This window comes from Geotalea daltonii FRC-32 (assembly GCF_000022265.1).
Lineage (GTDB): Bacteria > Desulfobacterota > Desulfuromonadia > Geobacterales > Geobacteraceae > Geotalea > Geotalea daltonii.
Map to the genome: position 1 here is coordinate 2032390 of NC_011979.1, position 17956 is coordinate 2050345.

Sequence of the window (17956 nt, forward strand, 5' to 3'; positions counted from 1 at the left end):
GCGGGAGCAAACTTTAAAAAAACTTATGTTTTATTTCGCGCCAGAAAGTTTTATAAACTAATTAAAATCCGACAAGTGTTTTGCTCGAGAATCTCCTTTTTCCCCTTTCTTGGCGCCCCTTCCTTCGTCCGTTCGGTGTTTGTCAGTCGGAAACCATCGCCCGGCACCTGGTGCAGAGTCTTTTCTTGTTGGGTTAATCAATAACTTTTTTATTTTCTGATGATATGCAGGGGGGTGGCGTGGGCAGAATTGTTACTTTGGTGCTGGTATTGGTGGTCATGGGTGTGTCCGTACCGGCAATGCCGGCGGTCGCATTTCAGTGCAACGACTGCCACGGTCAGAAGGGTACGGCCGATCTCAGGCCGGTGGATGAATCCTACCGAAACATTACCACCGGCGGCTTTCAGGGGAACCACCGCAGCCATATGACCGCTGCGGCCACTGCCGCCAGCTGTGCTGTCTGCCATCCCGGCAGCCGGGATTACACCAATGGCCATCGCAATGACGTAATCTCCCTTTCTTCCTCCATCAATGGTTCACGCAACACCACCACCTACAACAACCGGACTTCCGCCCATCCCCAGACTTCGACCCCGCAACTGGCAAGCTGCTCCAACGTCAACTGCCACTTCGAAAAGGATACCCCACGCTGGGGAAGCCAGATGCTGGCTCAGCCCCAGGATTGCAACGTCTGCCATGGCGCGCCCCCTGCCGATGGCGGACATCCGGCTGGTGCGGGAAGCGGCAAGAAGCATGGCGACTATCTCGGCACCGACACCGACAGTTGCCGACATTGTCACACTGACCACCGGGCCGGCGCGGCCCCCTTTGCCCACGCCACCAGTGCGGGCAAGAGGGGACTGATCGTACAGTTCACCACCTCCCCCAACAGCGGCGGTTCATATTCCGGCGACGTAAGCTACCCCACCTACCTGGACAACGGCAGCAGGACCGGTACCTGCAACGGCATATACTGCCACAGCAACGGCGCTCCCTACGACAAAAGCAACGAGTACCGTTCCCCCACCTGGGGAGGGACTTTGACCTGCAGTGGCTGCCATGACTCAGCCGGAGCCCAGACCGGCCTCAGCGGCAGGCACGGCAAGCATACCGCACCCACCGGTTATGGATTCACCTGCGAGCGCTGCCACCGTGACACGGTCACAGGCAGCGACACCATCATCGACACGACCCTCCATGTGAACGCCTCCAAAAACGTGGCCTTGAACAGCGGCGGCAACTACGACAGCGAAACCAGGGGCTGCAGCAATACCTACTGTCACAGCAATGCCCTTGGTGGGGCGCCCACCACCGGCGTCAAGTGGTCTGACACCCAGGAACTGAAATGCTATTCATGCCACAAGGGAAGAACCGCCGACAACAACGCCACCGACTGCGTTCAGCCGGTGGGGGGCTGGGACCCGTCAAGCCAGCTCTGCACTCCGTACATCAACATCACTACCAATGGCCACAGCACCCTGGTCGGGCCTCAATGGGTGAGAAAATATCCCTGCTATTACTGTCACGATGCAACCGTTGACGGCGACGGCGCCATCAAGGACAAGTCACGGCATGTGAACCAGCAGAAGGACATCCAGGTGGCATCCCAATGGGCGATCATCGGCCGCCCCGCCCCAACCTACAACGGGGAGACCAAGGAGTGCGATAACGTCTACTGCCATAGCGACGGTACCGGTTCCCCCGAGGTTATCCGCCCCCTGGGCTGGACCGGCAAGGACAAGAGCAAGTGCAACTCCTGCCATGGCCATCCCCAGGGTACCTGTTCCAGCAGCGGCTGCCACGACGGCAGAACGGACGCCAATGGCAAGACCTGGACCGTGCGGACCGGCTGGGCTCCCGGTGAAGAATGGAAGGAGGCCATGCCCATCTATCTCAACCAGGGGCCCGGTACCTCCCGCGCCAACTCCCATGCCCGCCACATGCAGACCAACTTCACCTGCGACAACTGCCACGACGACACTATCCGCAACGGGGTCTGTACCGACTGCCACAACGGCGCCGCCCCCAGCGGCACCATGCGCGAAACCGCCCATATCAATGCCCAGCGCCACGTCAACAAAAGCAGGGACGTGGTCTTTAAAAACAACAGCGGTGCCTTCGTCGTCAACCCACAGAACAACAACAAGAGTTGTTCGAACACCAAGTGCCATCGGGCAGGAGCCGATCCGGTCTGGGGCGAGTCGGTAAATACCACCATTCTCTGTATCAACTGCCATGGCACCACCGGCCAGGATGTGGACGACTTCAGCCCCTTCAACGGCAAGCAGGCGAAGATCAACCTGACCGAGTTCAACTCCTCCGGGCATGGGCGTAGCGCTTCCCTGGGGGCGTATGCCTGGTCGGGGAATCCGGCGGCAAATTTCCCCGGCAACCCCTGCTGGTATTGTCACGATAACAACGTCCTCCATAAGGACAGCGAAAATCCTTTCCGGCTGCGTCGGCATGCCCAGTACCAGAAGCAGTTCGACCATGAATGCGTTTACTGCCACATGGAGGGCAAGGAGTCTGAGTGTCTTGACTGCCACAACTCCACGTCGTCGCTGGCACCGCAACTGAGCACCATAACCGGGCGGCAGGACCCATACCGCCCTTCCCACCAGGGAATGACCGGCGGCTGCCTGGGCACGGGCTGCCATGAAACGGACGACAAGCGGCACAAGACGGGCGCCGGTCTGTGGACCGCCGAGCAGAAGGAAGACGTCAAGAATGCATACGTGATGATGGGGGTCTGCCTCAAATGTCACGACGACGACAGCGACGACAAATGTACCAGTTGCCACAACAACAGCCAGTACACCCCCGGTTTCGACCCCGGGACCGGGCTGGTCAAGGCAAAATCCAGAGCCACCTCCATGCACTTCGGCTACAAGCACTACCGTGGCTTCCTTGCCAGCGGCGGCTGGAGCAAAGATGCCAACGGCAAGACCATCGGCACCTGGAAGGGGGGCAAATTCTGCTGGGATTGCCACGATCCCCATGGCGATTCCAACATCTACATGATCCAGTCCAAGGTGGCCACGGCCACCGACGGCAAGTTCGGCATTCCCAAGACCGGAGCCAGGGCTGACGTGGTCTTCACCCAGAAGGTGAGCGGCAGCGATTATGCCAAGGTCCAGGACCCGCAGAACCCGGTACCCATAAACGGTATCTGCAACGTCTGCCACGATAAGGCCAATAAGCAGCACTACCACAAGGATGGAGGGGACAGCCACAACAGCGGCCGAATCTGTACCGGCTGCCATGAACACCGGTTTACCGACAGCCATGCTTCCAGGCAGAAATGCGACACCTGCCACCGCAACAAGGCCGTACCACGCCACAACGGCTTCAGCCTGCCGCGGGATTGCACAAAATGTCACAATGGTGCAGTGGGTGGACGTATAGACGTCATGGGGCAGATGAAAGCATCGTCACATCACGTGCAAGGGGTAACGGTTACCAACAAGCACTGCTATGCCTGCCATTGGGAGGCCACCAGCCAGGGGCTCATCGATCTCGACCATCATGCCGGGTACAACTACAAGCTCTACACATCAGTGAAGAAGCAGGCCTCGGACCTGGTCATCTGGGGACCCGGGGTAAGGCCCACCGCCTACCGCACCTATTCCACCATGGAGGGGAGGGCGACGGCACAGCCGTTTGTGGCCACCAACTTAAGCTTCGGCATTCTTTCCACCGAGCGGAAAGAGGTTAACAAGCTGACTAATGTCTGTCTCGGCTGTCACAGCGACCAGAACAACGATACCCAGCCGTTCGGCGACTGCAAGACGCCGCGCCAGTATGCCTGGGACAGGCAGAGTATCGCCTCCCGCTATTCCCAGACCGGCACGACCACCTGGGGCAAGTACGCGGGCACTCCGGGCGCTTCCCAGAAGAACCAGGCCAAGGCCTTCTCCGCCCACGGTAATGCGGTGAACAACGCCGGAGGCGGCTGGGACACGACTCCTGCCTCGGAGAGCGGTGCGGAAACCGGCACCGGCAGTGACGGCACCCTCACCAACAGCCGCGGTGGCGCCTACAATGTGGCTTGCTATGACTGCCACAGCTCCCATGGCTCGAAACTGGTAGGAGTCACCTCCAGCTACGCCGGTTTCAACGGGCTGAAAAACGGCGGGAACCTGAAAGAAACGGTAGCCGGCAAGGGGGGCTACATGAATAACTATAAGGCTGCCGACAACACCACCGGCATCAACCCGTACAGCGCCGGAGCGGGGCAGTGTTTCGACTGCCATGAATCGGCAACACCGGGCACCCAGACCCGTAACGGCAAGACACCCTGGGGCTACAGCACCACCTTCGGCGCCACTTCGCCGATCATCGGCTATAAGGACACCCCGCGCTTCGGCCAAGGTGTCAAGGCCTCCACTGCCCGCTTCGCCTACCGCAACAGCAGGCAGACAATCATCGGCGGCCATATGAAGGCATCGGAGCCGAACGGATCTCTGCCGCACCTGGCTAAGGAAACGGGCACTGCCGCCGGCGGTACGACAAGCACCATAGAGGACGCTAAAGGATGGGCTGTCGATAAGTGGAGGAACTTCTACGCCCTCATAACCAGCGGCACCAATAGCGGCCAGGCACGGCGGATCACCGGCAACAGCGCTGGAACCCTGACCATGGAACCCTTCGGCAACACCATCAATGCCGGCGACACCTACCAGATCGTCCCCTATGCCGCCAGCGTCGACGGCCTGTGCACCCCCTGCCATGATCCCCATGGGGTCAGCCCAATTCTGGGGGCGAACCAGGGTTACGCGGTTCCCATGCTGAAAGGCACCTGGCTGACCTCTCCCTACAAGGAGGATTTCACCGCTCCGGCGCCCTACGGCAATAACGTGACCAATGACAGCTCCGGCAACCCCCGTTCGTGGGGACGTTACCAGGGCAACCCCTATCCCACGCAGCCTTACGCCAATTACAACATCGACCGCAACACCTTCGGCGGCGCCAATAACCGTATGAAGGAGAACGACGAGCAGTTTGCCGGGTTATGCGTCACCTGCCATAAGAAAGAGGTCCTCACCGACGGAATAAACAAGAACCAGAGCTGGAAATCCACCGACCGGATCCATGAATCGGTCAAGGGCTGGGGAGCCAATACCGAGCATTCCTACAGTTGTTCCAAATGTCATCAGCCCCACAACTCGGGCCTGCCCCGGTTGATGCGCATCAACTGCCTTGATTTCAACCATCGCGGGAAAAAGGCCTCCGGCGGAGTGCCTTGGGCAGCCGACAAGCAGGACGGCAATGCCCACTGGCAGGGAGGGGGTGGAGGCCAGCACAGGGGTTACCCTGTCGGCAACGTCTATAACGGTGCCGGCGGCGACGGTGAGGCGCTGACTGCCTGTCACCTGCGCAGGAACGAGCTTCCGGCCAATCCTTGGCCCAACCAGAACCTGTGGAACAACGTGACGCCATGGTAGTTGGTATGGACTCTCCCAGCGTGGATACGAGGAATGCGTTTATGAATAGATCGACGACGGAAAAATGCCGGAACAAATGGGGTGCAGGCACCCTCCTTCTTATGGGGCTGCTCCTCCCGATGATGATGGTTTGGACCGGTACGGCCCTGGCCGCCGGTGGCGACCTGCTGTGGCAGGCGGGTGACCTGCAGGCAGGACGACAAATGCCGGTGGCCAGTGCCGTGGACGGCAATGGCAATGTTGTCGTCACCGGTTACCGCAACTTGGGTTCGGGTATCGACGACGACTTTTATACGGTGAAATTCAAGCAGGACGGCAGCGGCGTTGCCTGGACCGCTGCCTATGACGCTGCAGGCGGCTCTGACAGAGGGACGGCAATAGCGGTTGACCGGGACAACAACGTCATTGTCGCCGGCAATGCCTGGAACGGCCAAAATTACGATATCCGCGTCATCAAATACAGGGGGACCCCTTCCGGGGCCGCTGCCGAGGTAATCTGGGCCGATACCTATGCCTATCCCGGTTCCCCCGGAGGGCAGGATTACGCCACCTCCCTGGTGGTGGACGGGGATAACAACATCTATGTGGGGGGGTACACCAACGGGGGAGGGAACGACGATTTCCTCATCGTCAAGTGGACAGCTGCCGGGGTTCGTGAGGCCGCCTGGCCCCTGATCGACAATGCCGGCAGCGGAGACGACCGCATCACCGTCCTTGCCCTTGCCGGCGACGGCATTGTTGCCGGCGGCTATTCCCAGAATGCCGGCGGCGACTTTGATTTTCTGGTGCGCAAATACGACTACAACCGGGGGCTGCTCTGGGAAAAGCGGCATTCTTCCCCGGGGAGCTTCGACGACCGGATCGTGGCCCTCAAACTGAACGGCGCAGGCGATGTCATCGCCACCGGCTATTTTACCGATGCCGTCGGCAAGCATATCAGCACCATCAAGCTGGCCGCGGCAAGCGGCAACTACCTCTGGACTCTGCCACGGGGAGAGCAGGTCTACAAAGGCGTTTACGAGGACGAACCCACTGCCGTCGCCCTGGATGCCGCCGGAGATATTTATGTCACCGGTTATTCCTTTACCCTTGACGGCAAGCACGATTTCTTCACCGCCAGATACAGTGGCGCCACCGGCGATACGGTCTGGCAGAAAACCTTCAATTCCGGCAGCGACTACACGGATATTGCCACCGGTATCGTGGTGGACGAGGCGGGGGATGTCTCGGTTGCAGGTTATGCCGGCATCGAGGGGAGTTATGATTTTCAGACCGTCAAGTACCACAAGGGTTCCGGCGCCCAGCTCTGGACCCGGCGGTTCAACGGCAGTGCCAACAGGACCGACAAGGCGGTGGCCGTTGCCCTTTCCCCGGAGAGGGACCTCTACGTGGTCGGCTGGTCCGACAAAAACGGCGGGTCCAATGACTACGATTACTACCTGGTCAAATACGACTATGGCCGCATCAATCCCCCCACCGGGCTTACGGCAGCCGCTGCTTCCGACACCTCGGTCAATCTGGCCTGGACCGATAACGCAGCCAACGAAGAGAAATTCGTCATAGAGCGCAAGCTGGGCGAGGGGGGAACCTGGGCCGCCATTTCGCCCGAACCGGCCCAGGATGTCCAGAGCCTGACCGACAGCAGCGGCCTTGCCCCCAACAACTATTATTACTACAGGATCCGCGCCTACAACACGGCGAACGGCTATTCCAGCTACAGCAACGAAGCGAGGGTGTTAACCAAGGTCATCACCTATGGCGTGCCCGACTGGACATTCGGCTACGGCGGGAGCAATGAAGACGTCGCCACCTCCGTCGCCGTCGGGGCGGACGACCACCCCGTCGTCACCGGTTACAGCAACCTGGTGGAATCGGGCACGGAACTGGATCCGGAGCCGACCGTCTCCTTTGATTACTATACACTGAAGGTGGACCGGGCCGCCAAGACGTCCCTGTGGCAGGCGCGCTACGACAGCGGTTCCGGCGGCAACGATAAAGCGGCGAGCGTGGCTGTGGATGCCGAGAAGAACGTTATCGTTACCGGTTCATCCCTGGTGCTCGGCACGGGTGCCCAGATGGGCGACCCCTACAGCGATGACCTCTATACCATCAAGTATCAGACCTATCAGGGCCCCAACGGCAGCGATACCCTCTCGCCTCCGCCGACGCTGTGGGAGATGCAGTACGGAAACAAGGACGACCTTGACCGGGCAGTGATGGTCACCACGGCCACCGATGGCTCCAACAACGTGGTTGTCGTCGGTTTCGGCAAGAACAACGCCGTCCCCGGCAACGACGATATTAAAATCGTCAAGTACACCCCGGCAGGCACCATGGCCTGGACCCCGAAGGTGTACGACGGCGGCCGCAACGACTATCCCACCGGTGTTGCCATGGACGGCGCCGGAGACATCTTCGTCACCGGATTCAGCGAAAATGCCCAGGGAAGCACGGATTTCTTCACCGCCAAATACAGCGGCACCAACGGCACCCTGCTCTGGGCCGATACCTATGCCAATCCCGTCGCCGCCGGAGATGCCCGAGCCATGTCCATTGCCGTCGACAAGGCAGGCGATGCCTTTGTAACCGGCTACCTGGTCAACGACCAGACCCCTGCAAATCGCGATTTCTTCACCATCAAATATGCGGGCGCAGCCGATGCGGTCAAGAGGCGGGTGTGGGAAAAACGGTACCAGGGGGCAGGCAACGGCGACGACTGGGGTGTTGCGGTCAAGCTGGATCCAATCGACGGCGCGGTGGTCGTGGCCGGAACATCGTTCGCCACACCCGCCGAAACTGACATCCACCTCATCCGCTATCGTGGTACGGACGGAGAGGTGGTCTGGGAGAGGAACCTGGATCGTTCCGGCAGCTACGAATACCTTTCCGCCATGGAAATCGACTCTTCCGGTTACATCTATGCCGCCGGCAATACCCGCATTGGTCCCCAGGGAGATGCGGGGTACGATGCCTCTTCCGACATGCTTTCGGTCATCTGGGATTTCGAGGGGACCTTCCTCGGCGCAAAGATCCATGACAACGGGGGCAAGCAGGATGAGGCCAGGAGCATTGCCGTCAACTACCAGGGAGAGGCATTCATCGCCGGCTTCAAACGTACCGCGGTAGGGGATGCCGACTATTCCCTGTTCAAGCACAAGAACGACTATATTCTGGTCCCGGCTCCCTTTGCCGCCGTTGCCCAGGCCGATTACAGCAAAATAAACCTCTCCTGGAGGGAGAATACCGGGGGCACCGGTTTCAGAATCGAGCGGACCTTTGGGCCGGCCAATGATGCCAGCACCTGGGAAAGCATCGGCACCTTTCCATCCGGAACCCTTACCCATCAGGACACCGGAAGGTCCGCCGGGGTCAGCTACTGCTACCGCATCGATGCCTTCTCCGGCAGCATCAGCTCCAGAAAGCTGATTACCTGCGTCACCACCACGCTTCCGGCACCGGTCCTCTCCCCACTCACCGTCGATTCCTCCAGCCAGATCAGCCTTTCATGGAGCAGCGTTCAGGGCAGCACCGGCTATCGCATCGAGCGCAAAACCGGAAGCGGCGGCAGCTGGGGAGTTGTTGCCGATAAGGGTGCAGGCGAGACTACCCACCAGGATTCGCCCCTGTCGCCGGGCACCACCTATTACTATCGCATCATGACCAACAGCCCCTCCGGCTATTCCCAGGCAGGCAACGAGAGCAGCGCCATTACCCGACCGGCAGCCCCAACCCTCAATGCCCCCACTGACGGCAACACGGCTAAGAACCAGATCGCTCTGAATTGGAACGGGGTGACCGGTGCCGCCGCCTACACGCTGCAATTCAAAACCGAAGGAGGCGCCTGGGCCGATGCCGTCGGTTGTACTGCCATCACCGGCACCTCCTGCACGGTCAATTCCCTGGTCGACGACACCTTGTATTACTTCCAGTTGAAGGCTGCCAATGCCGGCGGTGATTCCGCCTGGAGCAACACGGTGCAGAAGTACACCAAGCTGGTGGAACCGACCCTGCTGACAGTGACTCCGGCTTCAACCGGCCAGCTGAACATCGGGTGGACCGACAACACCGACAAGGAAACCGGTTATGTGCTTGAGGAAGCATACTGCTACGATTCCAACAACAATCCTGCCAACTGCGGCATTAACGGTTGGTGGAGCGGCTGGACTGCCGTCAACGGTCTGGATGCGGCCAGTCAGCCCTTCCAGCGGAGCGGATTGAATGCAGGTTCAGCATACAAGTACCGCCTGAGAGCGGTTAACGCAAACCACGGCAATAATTACTCGGCATACAGCAGCGATGTAGTCGGCTGGACATGGCTCAACCCCCCCACCTTGTCTTCCATCGAGCCCATGACGCAGAATTCGCTCAAGGCCATCTGGACGGACGTTTCAGGGGAAAACAAATACACCCTGGAGCGGAAGCAGACCTCGACTGGCTCCTGGGCTGAGGTCGCAGCCGCGGCCAGCCTCGGCGCCAATGTTCTTACCTATACCGACGGCTCTCTTTCCGAGCAGACCGAGTATTGCTACCGAATCAAGGCGACCAACACCTATAACGGCAATGCCGTTTACAGTACCAACGAGCTGTGCAAGACCACCCCTCTTCCTTCACCAGTTGTTGCGGCGGTGACAGCTCTGTCCACCACCCAGATCAAGATAGACTGGACCAGTGTCGCCGGCGCCAATGGATACGAGATTCAAAGGGCACAGGGTAATTATCCGGATTCGCCAGGTTATTATATTTATTCCGATTGGACCACTCTGCCGAAGATCTCCGCCGATCCCCTGGAGCCGGGTGGAACGGCGCATACCTTCACCGATACCGTGCCCAATGTGGGTTATACCTACAGGTACCGCATCCGCGTTACCTATGGCGTGTCTGACTTTTCCGGCTGGAGTGCGGAGCCGTACAAATACGCCACAACAGTACCGGCCGCGCCTGCCATGTACACGCCTACCGCCAACTCCACTTCCCAGTTGACTCCTTCCTGGGGAAATGTCTACGGCGACACCGGCTATAAGCTGGAATGGAAGGAACGGGTCGGTGGAGACTGTACCGCCGGCACCTGGAGCGATCCCATATGGGTCGACTCATACAACAACTACTACAGCCACGGCGGACTGAGCCAAGCCACCTGGTACTGCTACCGGGTCAGGGCGACCAACGGCCTCGATTCCGCATACAGTAATGTGGTTTCCCAGACGACCCTCCTGCCGGCGCCGGTACTGGAATTGCCGACCGGTGTTACAACCGGCAAAATCGATCTTTCATGGAACAATATCACCGGCAATATCGGCTATGACATCTATCGCAGCACCGATGGGGTTACCTATACCTACAGGGGAAGTTCTCCACAGGATTACAGCTATTACTCCGATACCGGGCTTACTGCCGGGACCCTTTACCATTACCGGGTCTCCGCCAAAAATGCAGGGGGGCTGTCAGCGGCAAGCAATGTCCAGTCGGCTACCACTACCCCCGCGGCAACCAGCGTCACTCTTAAGGTGGCGTCGCCATGGCAGATCGACCTGGCATGGCCGGTACGCCTGGGGGCCACCAATTACAAGATCGACCGGAAAGAAAGCGGCGGCTCGTACAGCGAGATCGAAAACGTTGCCGTATCCTACGAAAAGCTCTACTGCGGCTCTGCCTACCCGACGACCTCCTGCCAAACCCTGAGCGACAAGGTGGCCGCCTATGCCGCCACGGGGCTCAAGGCGAATACCTCCTACTGCTTCCAGGTCAGGGCCTGGAACAGCACCGGCGGCGACTCGATACCCAGCACGGAAGCATGTCTGTCCACCCTGAAGCTTGCCGCACCCACATTGTCGGCTGCGCCTGTCACAGGTGCCAGCATCGGTTTGACGGCTACCTATGACGCCAGTGCCTGCGGCAGCGTCAGTTGCACCGATATTGACGGCTTCGAGCTGGAAGTGAACCTGAACGGCAACTGGATCAGGCTGGCAACCATCGCCGGTACCGCCGGCGCCACCTATACCGACCGGGTAGGTGTCGGTCCAAATACCCGGCACGCCTACCGGGCGCGGGTCTTCAAGGGAGGGGAATTCTCCAACTACAGCGCCGAGGCAGTGACCAGTACTCCGTCACTGACAGCGGCGCCGGATACCTGCCCCTGACGGGCGGCGTAAGGAAGTCGATATAAAGCGTCGGTTGAAAATATTATATTATCCCTTGACGATAATATCTGGTCGGGATACTATTTTTCCATGATCAAGTCGTTTAACTGCAAAGAGACCGAAAAGCTTTTTTTCGGGCGCTTTCCCACGAAGTTGCCGCAAGCGATCCAGCGCTCGGCTGCGATCAAGCTCAAAATTCTTAATGCTGCGACTATTCTTGAGAACTTTGCGAGTACCTCCTGCTAATCACCTGGAAGCCTTGCACGATGACCGGGAAGGGCAACACAGCATCCGGATCAACAAGCAGTGGCGCATCTGCTTTGTGTGGAAAGACAGTGATGCCTATAACGTCGAGATCGTCGATTATCATTGAGAGGTGACATTATGGCAAAACGTGATTTTTCTCCGATTCACCCTGGCGAAATCCTGTTGACGGAATTCCTGGAGCCCCTGGGCGTTACTCAATATCGGCTGGCCAAAGATATTGGCGTGACGCCACGGCGAATAAATGAAATCGTCCATGGACGGCGCGCCATAACCGCCGACACTGCACTGCGCCTTGGGCGCTTCTTTAATATGGAAGCACAATTCTGGCTGAATCTTCAGACACATTACGATATGGAGGTGGCCCTGGAAAACCTTCAGGACCGTCTTGACAAAGAGGTTCATCCACTTTCCCATGCCGCATAGGGGGGCGTCGGATAACAGGATTGACTCCCTTCTACCTAATAGAGGAGCCAACCTCACTCCAGTTCGGTAATAAAGGAATGATAAATGGTTGAACTTATCGCCTTTGATGCAGATGACACTCTCTGGCATGACATGCCCTTATTTCAATGTTTAGTAGAGAAATTCAAGGCGCTCTTGAGAGAATACCAGTCTGAAGAATTGATCGAAAAGGCTTTGCTTGAAACAGAGGCAAAGAACCTGAAGCATTTTGGCTACGGGGTAAAAGGCTTTACGCTGTCATTGATCGAAACAGCTTTGGATCTCTCAGAAGGACGTATTTCCCCATCCGTGATACGGGAAATCCTGGAACTTGGAAAAGAGATGATGGGGGCACCGGTTGAACTGCTTCCAGGAGCAAAAGAAACAGTCGAAGCTCTTGCAAACAAGCACAAACTGATTCTTGTGACCAAGGGGGATTTATTTCATCAGGAATCAAAATTGGCCAGATCGGGAATGGGAGATAACTTTTCTGAATTGGAGATAGTCGCAAGCAAAGATAGTCGTACATATGAAGCAATACTGAAAAAATTCAAGGTCAGGGCAGACCGGTTCATGATGGTCGGCAATTCCATCCGGTCTGATATTTTGCCTGTTTTGGCATTGGGAGCATATGCGGTTCACATACCGTATCATGCAGAATGGGCACATGAAACCGTACAGGAGAAGCAAAAGCAGAAATTGAAGTTGGAGAATAGATACATCCAAATCGAGAACATTGGCATGCTTCTGCAGGTGGCAATCAAAATCGAGTCGAATCATTTTTGTGCTCAGGCAAGCGAGCAGTCCGAACAATCGGCGGCAGACGGACAAGCCGCGACGCCTTGAACCGTTGCGGAAGGGCTGAAATTGCCAATGTATCGGATCAATACCTATTCCATGTGCTGGATGCTTCATGCCGAGGCCTTAACAGTTTCATTAACAAGTGCAACAACATACAAAGGACAAACATGACGACTTTACCCAAATGCCCCTCATGCAGTTCTGAATATACCTATGAAGACGGCGAACTTTACGTCTGCCCCGAGTGCGCCAACGAGTGGGCAAAGACGGCAGCGGAGACCGCAGAGGCCGACAGTGTCGTCCGTGACGCCTTCGGCAACCTGCTCAGCGACGGCGATTCGGTGACCGTCATCAAGGATCTGAAAATAAAGGGATCGTCATCGGTGGTCAAGGTCGGCACCAAGGTCAGGAACATCCGCATTGTATCGGGAGACCACGATATTGACTGCAAGATCGACGGCATCGGCGCCATGCAGTTGAAATCGGAGTTCGTCAAAAAGGCGTGAATGCCTAGGAGTCTGTCGGACTTAGGGATCGAAGCGAGAGAAAGGAAAATCGAGGACGGATATTTGGAAATTTGAGAGCGAATAGTGGACCTGTTTGTCGAAAATTTACGGAGATCCGGACCGATTTGCCATTTTCGCAGCCGATTCATTCTAAGTCCGACAGACTCCTAGCAATCCCCCTTGCCCCGGAGTGACACATGAACCTCTACGTCGGCACCAGCGGATATTCCTACAAAGAATGGAAAGGCACCTTCTACCCGGGGGATCTGCCCGACAGGCAGATGCTCCATTACTACGCCGGGCATTTTCGGGCGGTGGAGATCAACAACACCTTTCATAGAATGCCCAAGGTGTCGGTTCTGGAAGCATGGGCGAGCCAGGTTCCGGCCGACTTCAAATTCGTGCTCAAGGCGCCGCAACAGATCACCCACGTGCAGCGGCTGCAGAATGCCGATGATTCGCTGTCCTATCTCCTGGAGGTGGCGGGGGTGCTGGAGGGGCGCCTGGGGCCGCTGCTGTTCCAGTTGCCGCCGGGCTTGAAAAAGGATCTGCCTAGGCTGGCGGATTTTTTGTCGTTATTGCCGCCCCGGTGCCGCGCGGCATTCGAATTCCGGCACGCATCCTGGTTCGTGGATGAGCTTTTCGACCTGCTGCATAAGCATCGGGCGGCGCTGTGCATTGCCGACGCCGAAGGGGATCTGCAGGTGCCCTTTGTTGCCACTGCCAACTGGGGCTATTTCCGGCTGCGCAGGCCGGACTATGGCGACCATGAACTGAACTGCTGGGTAAAGCGGCTGCGGGAGCAATATTGGGAGGATGCCTTCGTCTTTTTCAAACACGAGGAAGAGGGAAAGGGCCCACAGATGGCGAAGCGATTCATGGAACTGGCTGAGGGTTAAGACGAGGAAAAATTATTTATCATTAATGATTTGTGGCCGAAACCGGAATAATATCAAGAACGAGAGGCCCTCAACCTCTTGCAGGAAGGGACACGACGGGCATGCGTCACTGATGCGTGACGGTTAAAATCAAGATTTTTCAGCAACCTTCTTTTTGTCCGGCAGAACCCCCACTTGTTTATCAATTTGGGTGAGGTAAATTATGTGCAGATTAAATTGCTCATAATGATTCCACATCCACCAACCCAACAGGCCCACACTAAGACAAACGATAAAACATGCTGTCCAAAAAAACAGCTGCCTGATCAGGATTTGAGATGCCGATGCAATTTTCGACGCGGGAGGTGCAGAATGTATAAACGGACCCTGTTTTTGATTTCGATCTGTCTGCTGCTGGCGGGTATCACCGTTTCGGGATGTTCAGATGATAGGGGCGATTCCCGGACTGCTTCCGACAATGTCACCAAGGTTTATTACGACTATCTGGCAGAGGGCAAGCATGTGGCGCTTGCGGCAGCCCAGCCACAATTTCCTGCCAGCGGCGAACTTTATTCCGATAACGCAAGCATCTTTAAATTGTTGCCGGCGAAAGCGACCGCACTGCAAAAAAGCCAGGCTGAGCCGATACTCACCGACTTCGTCCTTTATTCACCTCCTGCGCCCTTAAGCAAACGGGTAGCATCGACGGTCACTGACGCCCCGTTTTCCTCCGCACCAGGTATCCCGAGCCTCAAAAAACCGGATGTTATTCCGCTCGCCTGCTCGGGGCTGACCGGCACCGATCTTCGGCTCTGTCTGGACAACCTGGGGGTAAGCTCGGCCCCAGAGAGCGAGCATGTTTCCCAGCATGACCCGCAATCACTGAGTATCCAGGTGGGGCAATCGATCATCGATGCAATACCCGATAAAAGCATCCAGTCTCTGACCTCCAACGTTTCCAAAGCGGATCGGGATGCCATACTGGCCAGGCTCACCGATTTCACCAATGATGATTCAGCCCATGCAACCGTCGATATGGCCGCGTTCGATCCCTTTGACGAAACTGATTACTCCCTCAGCACGGTAGCCATCTCCGACAATAGCAGTTCTGACATCGATGGTGACGGCGCACTGGAACCACATTCGACAATGATCACGGAAATTGTAAAGCCCGTGGCATACAACAGGAATCCGTCTCCAACCCTGGATGCCTGCATCAGCAAGTATGGGGTGGCGATCAAGGATCGTTATGTGGTTAAGCTGAGTACCTATGTTCACCTGGACTATCTGAAATCACAGCGACAGGTAATACCCCCGGTGCAGGACGGATCTTCCGGAAATGCCATCGACATGGAGGCCTCTCTCACCAATTACGAAGCCACCCACAATCTCAGAGCCATCAATCAGGCACTGGACGCGAACATAATCAAGGCAATATATGGCTCACCTGCCATATTGCCCGGATCAGCCACTGAATATACCTTCATGTTCCAGTTGGCGCCCGATCTGATCAGTGGAGATTACAAAGAGCTATTAGGTCAGATATCATCTGCAGAAGATGCTGCTTGCCAGGAAGTTGTCGAGCAGCATATCAATCCCCGTACCGCCATTATCAGCGGCGTCTCCTCGGTAGGCAGCCGCCTGCAGAAAGGCACCGGCAATTCTCTGAGCGTTTTTTACCAGGTTCCGGCTGCCTTCAGCCGGCAACTGTCCGCCAAGCTTGCCTCGGCTCTAACCGGTGAGGCTGCTGCGTTGACGGCGGATGATGAGCCCATACGCGACTATTGCATGGTTGACGGCAATGGCCAAAAAGTTGCCGTGGTCGATCCACTGAATGGGGCCGTCATTCCTGCCTGCGAAAAATTCGATCAGAAGAGCATGGCCAAAATGGCGCTGTTCACCAAAAGCGGCGCCTGTAGCAATAATAAAGATGACTGGGCTTTTTACTACCCGTCACGGGCACGAACGCCGCGCTTCGGCAGGGGCATCCAGTTCATTCTGACCGAGTGGCTTTTGCACGACCAGGTGGGGGATTACAAAAATATCCACTGGTATCAGAGCCATTGGAAGAGCGCCTTTCAGGTGCTGGTGAAAGGGTCGAAATTCGTCGCTGCCACCTATTTCAAAGTCCAACTGGGAGCGATCAAATATCCAAAACAGGCAGAGGCCACGATAGCTGTCTACATGGTCAATGCCCTTTTCCCACTCATGGGGGACATGCTGGCTAAATCAACCGGGATGAAGATTGCCGGCGTGGCCTTCTCCATGCCGGCCTATGTGGTGAACTTCTTTCTCGACATGGGTGCTGCCGATGCCGGCAATGCAACCTTCGGCGACAAGGTGGCTGCTGGTGCAAAAGGTGCGTTGATCGGTTTTCTCGTCGACCGATTTACCGATGCGGTGGCCCAGATGATCGATGTGGAGGTGACCGGCTGGCAGGATATTTCCGATGACAGCCACCATGGGTGCTTTCAATTTGATTGACCAGGGGAGTAGCAACGATTCCCGTTACAGTAAAATTTGACCCGGAGCGCAGCAGTGACGCTGCTGCGCTCCATTTCCCTTCCCATGCCCATTCAGTTCGGCCTCGATTCCGGCTCTCCTTCCTTCTCTCTTCCTTTCTATAAATTGTGTGGCCCCTCCCTTGTTTGCAACTGCCGACACCCAAGTCACCCTTCGGGCCGCTTCTGTTCAGGCCCGCAAAAGATTGCGGTACGTGGATGAGGCTAGACGGAGACCCCATCAAGTATTTTCATAACGCTCGATTCTTACTAAAGCCAAGTCCCCAACCTTCTCAGTTGAAACCTGCAATATGTATGGCATTATTTGATTGGATTTTTGAATTTGCAGTGAGGTTGAAACCCTGCTGTGTGACTTGCCGGTCGTGAAGGTATCTATGATCCCATCTCTGATCTTGCAACCTTCGCAATGACTATCTTTCCCGCAGCCGTCTTCTGTAAATGCATAAATGCAGTCAAAGACCTGCCCACCTCTGCGTCCTTCTACTTCATGGAGTTCTTTCCCGAACAACTCAAGAGCTCGACGGTTTGCCGTTATAACTTGCCTGGGATTTCCCTGCATTAAAAGAGTTGGTACATCGATTGCGTTGATCCATTCACGGCAACTCAACTCATCAGGTACTTGCTGGGATGATTTTTCACTGATGTCATTTTTAACGGCAATCTTCTCTGCTCCACAACAATTAGTCTGTCTCATATGTGCCTCCATCTATGGAATTGACTGCTTCGGCTCTCTTGTGTAACGTGATGGTTCACCTGACACTCGGTCACAAATAGAGTGGCCATACCGTCCTTGAATGAGGTTACACCCTTGATTATCTTAAGAATAGAGGCAATAAAGAGAAATGCACAGATGCAACTCGACACTTTTTCGACACCAGCAGTTGAGCGGAAACAGCAACTGTTACCCTGTTATTTCCCTTGAACTGTATCTGTTTTGCATGACTGCCACGCCGATATATA

The 17956-nt window shown here is 56.5% G+C and carries 9 protein-coding genes; 8 read left to right on the top strand and 1 reads right to left on the bottom strand.

Annotated elements, in window-relative coordinates:
• The first annotated feature begins 239 nt into the window (after positions 1 to 239).
• The 8 genes from GEOB_RS09120 (at position 240) to GEOB_RS09155 (ending at position 16958) form a co-directional block, all read left to right on the top strand.
• Positions 240 to 5444, top strand: a complete 5205-nt coding sequence (locus GEOB_RS09120) for a CxxxxCH/CxxCH domain c-type cytochrome (protein WP_012646921.1) — start codon at positions 240 to 242, stop codon at positions 5442 to 5444.
• Positions 5445 to 5485: 41 nt separating this feature from the next.
• Positions 5486 to 11581, top strand: a complete 6096-nt coding sequence (locus GEOB_RS09125; protein WP_012646922.1) for an SBBP repeat-containing protein — start codon at positions 5486 to 5488, stop codon at positions 11579 to 11581.
• 202 nt (positions 11582 to 11783) lie between these two features.
• Complete coding sequence (locus GEOB_RS20755; RefSeq protein ID WP_327049827.1) at positions 11784 to 11954, top strand: type II toxin-antitoxin system RelE/ParE family toxin; 171 nt, start codon at positions 11784 to 11786, stop codon at positions 11952 to 11954.
• Positions 11955 to 11965: 11 nt separating this feature from the next.
• A complete protein-coding gene (locus GEOB_RS09135) occupies positions 11966 to 12271 on the top strand; it encodes a HigA family addiction module antitoxin (protein ID WP_012646923.1) in 306 nt (101 codons plus the stop codon).
• Between the two features lie 84 nt (positions 12272 to 12355).
• Entirely contained in the window at positions 12356 to 13135 is a 780-nt protein-coding gene (locus GEOB_RS09140; protein WP_012646924.1) for an HAD family hydrolase, read from the top strand.
• A 122-nt stretch (positions 13136 to 13257) separates the two neighbouring features.
• On the top strand, positions 13258 to 13596 hold the full coding sequence (locus GEOB_RS09145; protein ID WP_012646925.1) for a zinc ribbon domain-containing protein YjdM: 339 nt from the start codon (positions 13258 to 13260) through the stop codon (positions 13594 to 13596).
• 197 nt (positions 13597 to 13793) lie between these two features.
• Complete coding sequence (locus GEOB_RS09150; protein WP_012646926.1) at positions 13794 to 14495, top strand: DUF72 domain-containing protein; 702 nt, start codon at positions 13794 to 13796, stop codon at positions 14493 to 14495.
• A gap of 351 nt (positions 14496 to 14846) precedes the next feature.
• On the top strand, positions 14847 to 16958 hold the full coding sequence (locus GEOB_RS09155) for a hypothetical protein (protein ID WP_012646927.1): 2112 nt from the start codon (positions 14847 to 14849) through the stop codon (positions 16956 to 16958).
• Positions 16959 to 17216: 258 nt separating this feature from the next.
• On the opposite strand, the gene GEOB_RS09160 is transcribed toward GEOB_RS09155, so the two are convergent.
• Entirely contained in the window at positions 17217 to 17690 is a 474-nt protein-coding gene (locus GEOB_RS09160; RefSeq protein WP_012646928.1) for a PAS domain-containing protein, read from the bottom strand.
• Positions 17691 to 17956 lie beyond the last annotated feature (266 nt).

Bases quoted from the DNA above. Each gene is read 5' to 3' on its own strand.
- GEOB_RS09145 (WP_012646925.1), top strand. From the start codon at position 13,258: ATGACGACTTTACCCAAATGCCCCTCATGCAGTTCTGAATATACCTAT.
- GEOB_RS09160 (WP_012646928.1), bottom strand. From the start codon at position 17,690: ATGAGACAGACTAATTGTTGTGGAGCAGAGAAGATTGCCGTTAAAAAT.
- GEOB_RS09155 (WP_012646927.1), top strand. From the start codon at position 14,847: ATGTATAAACGGACCCTGTTTTTGATTTCGATCTGTCTGCTGCTGGCG.
- GEOB_RS09125 (WP_012646922.1), top strand. From the start codon at position 5,486: ATGAATAGATCGACGACGGAAAAATGCCGGAACAAATGGGGTGCAGGC.
- GEOB_RS20755 (WP_327049827.1), top strand. From the start codon at position 11,784: ATGCTGCGACTATTCTTGAGAACTTTGCGAGTACCTCCTGCTAATCAC.
- GEOB_RS09150 (WP_012646926.1), top strand. From the start codon at position 13,794: ATGAACCTCTACGTCGGCACCAGCGGATATTCCTACAAAGAATGGAAA.
- GEOB_RS09140 (WP_012646924.1), top strand. From the start codon at position 12,356: ATGGTTGAACTTATCGCCTTTGATGCAGATGACACTCTCTGGCATGAC.
- GEOB_RS09135 (WP_012646923.1), top strand. From the start codon at position 11,966: ATGGCAAAACGTGATTTTTCTCCGATTCACCCTGGCGAAATCCTGTTG.